Annotated in this window: 5 protein-coding genes; all 5 read right to left on the bottom strand. The window is 56.7% G+C overall.

Annotated elements, in window-relative coordinates:
• Positions 1-187 (bottom strand): helix-turn-helix transcriptional regulator (locus QSJ97_RS24235; RefSeq protein ID WP_285675055.1); only part of this gene is annotated, 187 nt, incomplete at its 3' end.
• A 352-nt stretch (positions 188-539) separates the two neighbouring features.
• Entirely contained in the window at positions 540-1,055 is a 516-nt protein-coding gene (locus QSJ97_RS24230; protein ID WP_285675054.1) for a hypothetical protein, read from the bottom strand.
• Positions 1,052-2,416, bottom strand: coding sequence for an AAA family ATPase (locus QSJ97_RS24225; RefSeq protein WP_285675053.1), 1,365 nt, complete (start codon positions 2,414-2,416; stop codon positions 1,052-1,054). The genes QSJ97_RS24230 and QSJ97_RS24225 overlap by 4 nt, the downstream gene beginning before the upstream one ends.
• Before the next feature lie 306 nt (positions 2,417-2,722).
• Positions 2,723-3,094 carry a hypothetical protein gene (locus QSJ97_RS24220; protein ID WP_285675052.1) on the bottom strand — a complete coding sequence of 124 codons (372 nt, stop codon included), beginning with the start codon at positions 3,092-3,094 and terminating at the stop codon, positions 2,723-2,725.
• 153 nt (positions 3,095-3,247) lie between these two features.
• Positions 3,248-4,325 (bottom strand): tyrosine-type recombinase/integrase (locus QSJ97_RS24215; RefSeq protein WP_285675051.1); only part of this gene is annotated, 1,078 nt, incomplete at its 5' end.

Genomic DNA, 4,325 nt, shown 5'->3' with positions numbered 1-4,325 from the left:
TCGTTCCCCGCTCCTGCCGCTTGAGCCAGTGAAGCACCGCGTCAAGCCGGTAGATCGGCTTCCGTCCGGCTGACGATCTTGGCGGGCCACACCGCGCCTGATCCCACCGACGCAATGTCCGTTCGCTGACCCCGAGCAACGCCGCCGCCTCGCTCGCCGTCAGCAGCCCCGCATCTTTCCGATTCATCAGATCCTCCTGTGAGTGAATTGTCACTCACAGGCAGATAGGTGGGGGTAAACATGCTCTCAAGAGCGGGGGCGGGCGGACGGCACAAGCCAGGAGCGGCCTACGGCTGCGCCGAGCAGCCGGACAGCGGTGTGGAGACACCATCCCGCCCGCCGCGGTGCGCGAAGGCTCGCACTCCAATGTTTAACGCTATCCCCGGAAAACGTTGAACATCAGGAGACCGTCGAGGGCAGGGGTGAGCAATCCAGTGGGAGGTGATCCCGTAGAAAGTCAAAGCTGTCTTAACACTCTTGCCAATAGTGTAAAACACAATCTTCACGGAAGAGGTAGCCATCGATTATGGTCGAACGGATCATTCACTACTCACGAAACATAATGCACCATCGCAACAACAAACCGTAATCCCATGCTTCTTTTTTAGGTATTTCGCGACAGGACCGCTTGAATTCCGTTTTATTTTTGCCTTCACCTTCTCTGTGGATTTCTTGGATTTCGGATCGAAAAGATCAATGTCTTCTGAGACTATTAGATCTGCACTCGAGCCCTTCGCTATAAACACCCACTTATGATCTTTATTTGGCAGTCCAAGCTTTCTGAGTTCATTTCTTGCGCTTTTGTCCATTTGAAAGACACGGAATGCGCCGTTATTTAATTGAAGAACCACCCAATCATCTAAACTCAGCCCCACGGACGACGGCTTGCAGCAGTCGAGATACTCTTGTCTCGCTTGCCCCTCATCATCGATAGCGACGGCGCCTTTGCTCATAACAGCTCGAACCGCTATGGAAAATTTGTCCTCCTTATCTGAAAGCATCTCGTCAAAAAAATATTTTAGCACATTCGTATCAATTACTGATGGGCTCGTCATTTGCTTGGATACCTAAATTCTAGCTGCTCCCCGGTGCGGTTTTTATTCTCGCGAATTGCAGCGCGAGCGACTTCAAAGGACTCATGCTGGCGCTGAGGGAAGAAACCGCCGGGCCAGTCAGGATTAAAGGAACCTGTTTTGTCGATCCCGACCTCGTGGACCTTCCTACCACCGGCCGCGTCTTCAACATAGAATATCTTAACTTGATCGGGCGAGAGATCGCCGAGAGCAACGTGTCTGGCGACCCTTAAAACGAGGTTGTCACTATGCGTTTCAATAAATACTTGTCCACGATATGATACTAAGTTCGCAAAGAATGAACCGAGTGCGGCCTGCGCGTTCGGATGCAAGTGTATTTCGGGCTCTTGAATTATTAAGATTGGAGCGGTGCGCGATCGCCGAAGTAGTGCATGGCCTATGCCAGCCACGAGAACTGGAAGTACCTGGCTGCAGCCAAACCCTACATCACATATATTGTGCTCTGTTCCATCGTTGCCGATGACTACAACTTCAAAATGTCTGTCGGTAAGATTCTTAACACGTACGCCGCCAGAAATCTCGGTTGCCCTCATCCATTTAGTTATCTCATCAACAAATCCAACTCGCTCACTTCCACGCTTAGAGTTGTCGCTTGCAATCATTGTGACCGCATTCTCACCAGTTCTTCCAACATTCGCAGCGGTCTCACCAGAGTAAAGGTACGTACGTTTGGGAATATCACGAAAGGGGCCGAGTGATTCAAAACTTCCAAAGCTTTCAATCATAAGTCTTCTAAAATGAAACAAGTTGCGATCTACATCTCTGAAGAAATTGTATTTACTCTCATGGAAAGTTCGATCAGCGTCACGGGCGCGGCGCAGTGCAATCATAATATCACTGAATACGGGGAGGAAGCCGTCAAATTTTGGTCTTTTCTTTTTGATGTGATCGCCTAGCTCGTCAATATTAACGCCATTTATATGAACATCATATCTATCTTTAGTGGCCGCGTACTCAAAAACACTATTCCCATTGCGGGACAGGCGGTACTTCGAGATTTCCATCTCTCGACGTTGCGTTCTATATTTCACTTCGAATTGGCACTGAACATCGCGGATGGAAAAAGAGATACGGACAGGTGTATTTGCTCGACCGCCATGAACCATGTCCTTAAACGTACCGAGCTGATCAAACTCACCGTTTAATATAAGTGGTCCAGAATCCAGTTGAGTGTTGTTGGTAGTTTGGGCAAGTATATTGAGCGCACTCAATGCGCTGGATTTGCCGGAATTGTTTCTGCCAACGAATATATTAAGTCTTGAAAAGTTGAACGATTCCGTGCGGAATGCGCGAAAATTAACGACTTCAAGCCTGTCAATCATAGACTATTTTGATCCATTGACGACTGTACAAGGCATCGAGGGCAATGTGCTCTTCTCTGAGTGCGACGTAAGCTTAGGCTCGCCAACCAGCTTAGTGCCTCAGCGTCAAGCAGACTAGCTTGGATTTGCGCTTCGAAAGTCAGTCGGACCGCTTTGTGCGGTAGGGTTGTTTTACAGAATGGCCCATTGCGTTAAGTGCGATCGGCAATCCTCTCGAACGTTGGGCCTTCGGTTGCCGAATGGCGGCTACTGATGAGTGATTGCTGTCTCATGTTACCTGCCCTCAAAGTAGGTCTTCTGAAACCACTACCGCGTCTCTGTCAGGTCTTCAAGCTCTGAAGATCTGATGTTGGGATAGTCCCCTCGGACGGCGCGCCAGAAGCTGCTGACCTTCTTGGCGAGGCGCCAGGACATCGACTTGTCGGGACAGGGGCCGGTTTCGGGGAAGTGCTCGCGGAAGGCGATGCCGAGGATCGCCTCGGCTTCCTGGATCTTCCGCTTGTCGCGCATGAGGTAGAGCGGTTTCCAGCCGAGCGTGCGCGCCTGGACATACATGCCGAGGGCGCGGTCCAGCGGGGCGTATTGGCCCTTGTAGCTCTGCACCACCCGATCGAGGAAGGCGACGACTTCGGCGGCGGTCATCTCCTCGGCGGGCGTCGTCTGGCTGGGGTCGGCCATGGCGGTCCGGTCTCCTGCATCTCTCGTGAGAGTCATACATCGAGCAGCGGCGCCGGCAAGAGGCGAGCGCTGCACCTGACGCGCCCGCGACAGCACAGGCCCGAGCGGCCTGCGTCGTGGGGCGCGCCGCTCGGGCCTGTGCTGCCGCGGGCGCTACTCCGCCGCCTGTTCCGTGTGGCCGACGAAGCGGTCGAACCGGGCCGAGGCACGGCGTTGCGCCGCATCGTGCAGATGGGCATAGCGCAGCGTGGTCTGCGCCTGGGTGTGGCCGAGCATCTTGCCGACCAGCGCCAGGTCGTTGCCCGTGCTGATCAGGATGCTCGCGAAGGTGTGGCGCAGATCGTGGATGCGAAGGTCCTCGATCCCGGCCAGCTGGCAGGCGGTCCTGAATGTTTTGCGCAGCTCCTGTTGTGTGTCGCTGGCGCCCGGGCCGGGGAACAGGGCTTCACCGGTTCGCGCAGCCTGCATCCGGCGCAGCACCGCGAGCGCCGATGCCGTGAGCGTCACGCGGTGCAGCCGGCGCTGTTTCGTGGTGGCCGCGGGCTTGACCCAGAGCCCGGCCTCGAGGTCGAACTGGCTCCAGCGCGCCTTCAGCACCTCCCCGAGCCGGGCGCCGGTGAACATCAGCAGCCGCAGCGCATCCGCCGAGACCTGGTTGTTCACCCGGTCGAGCGCGCCCAGAAGCCGGCGGAACTCGGCTTCGTCTAGGTAGCGCTCGCGCGGGCGCTCCGGGTTCATCCGCAGGCCCTTGGTCGGGTTGCCCTCGCGCATTCCCCAGAGCACCGCCCGGTTGAAGGCGGTGCGCAGCACCTGGACGAGCCGGTTGGCGGCATAGGGGTGGCCTGCACCGGTCTTCCTGCGATGCAGCGCCTCGATGTCGCCGAGCGTGACCGCATCGACCCGAAGCCGCCCGAGCGCCGGCAGGATCGTCTTCTCCCACATCTGCCGCCGGTCCTGCGCGCAACGCGGGGACAGTGCGGCATCATGGGCCTGCATCCGTTCCCAGAGATCGCGCACCAGCGGTGCCGCACGGTCTGCCGCCCGCTCGGATGCGGGATCGTGGCCCTGATCGACCCGGACCCGCAATTCCTGCGCCCGTTGGCGGGCCTTGAGCGCCGACCAGGCCGGATACTTCCCGATGGCGACCTGCCGCCGCTGCCGCCCGAGCCGGTAATCGAAGACGAAGGCGCGGGTGCCGCCAGCCGACACCTTGCAGATGAACCCCTTGACC

Source organism: Paralimibaculum aggregatum, from assembly GCF_030270585.1.
Classification (GTDB): domain Bacteria; phylum Pseudomonadota; class Alphaproteobacteria; order Rhodobacterales; family Rhodobacteraceae; genus Thermohalobaculum; species Thermohalobaculum aggregatum.
The sequence above is the reverse complement of the archived record's forward strand: the minus strand, read 5'-3'. Positions and strand labels throughout refer to the sequence as shown.

Excerpts from the sequence above, each read along its gene's own strand:
- QSJ97_RS24225 (WP_285675053.1), bottom strand. The coding sequence starts at position 2,416 with ATGATTGACAGGCTTGAAGTCGTTAATTTTCGCGCATTCCGCACGGAA.
- QSJ97_RS24230 (WP_285675054.1), bottom strand. The coding sequence starts at position 1,055 with ATGACGAGCCCATCAGTAATTGATACGAATGTGCTAAAATATTTTTTT.
- QSJ97_RS24220 (WP_285675052.1), bottom strand. The coding sequence starts at position 3,094 with ATGGCCGACCCCAGCCAGACGACGCCCGCCGAGGAGATGACCGCCGCC.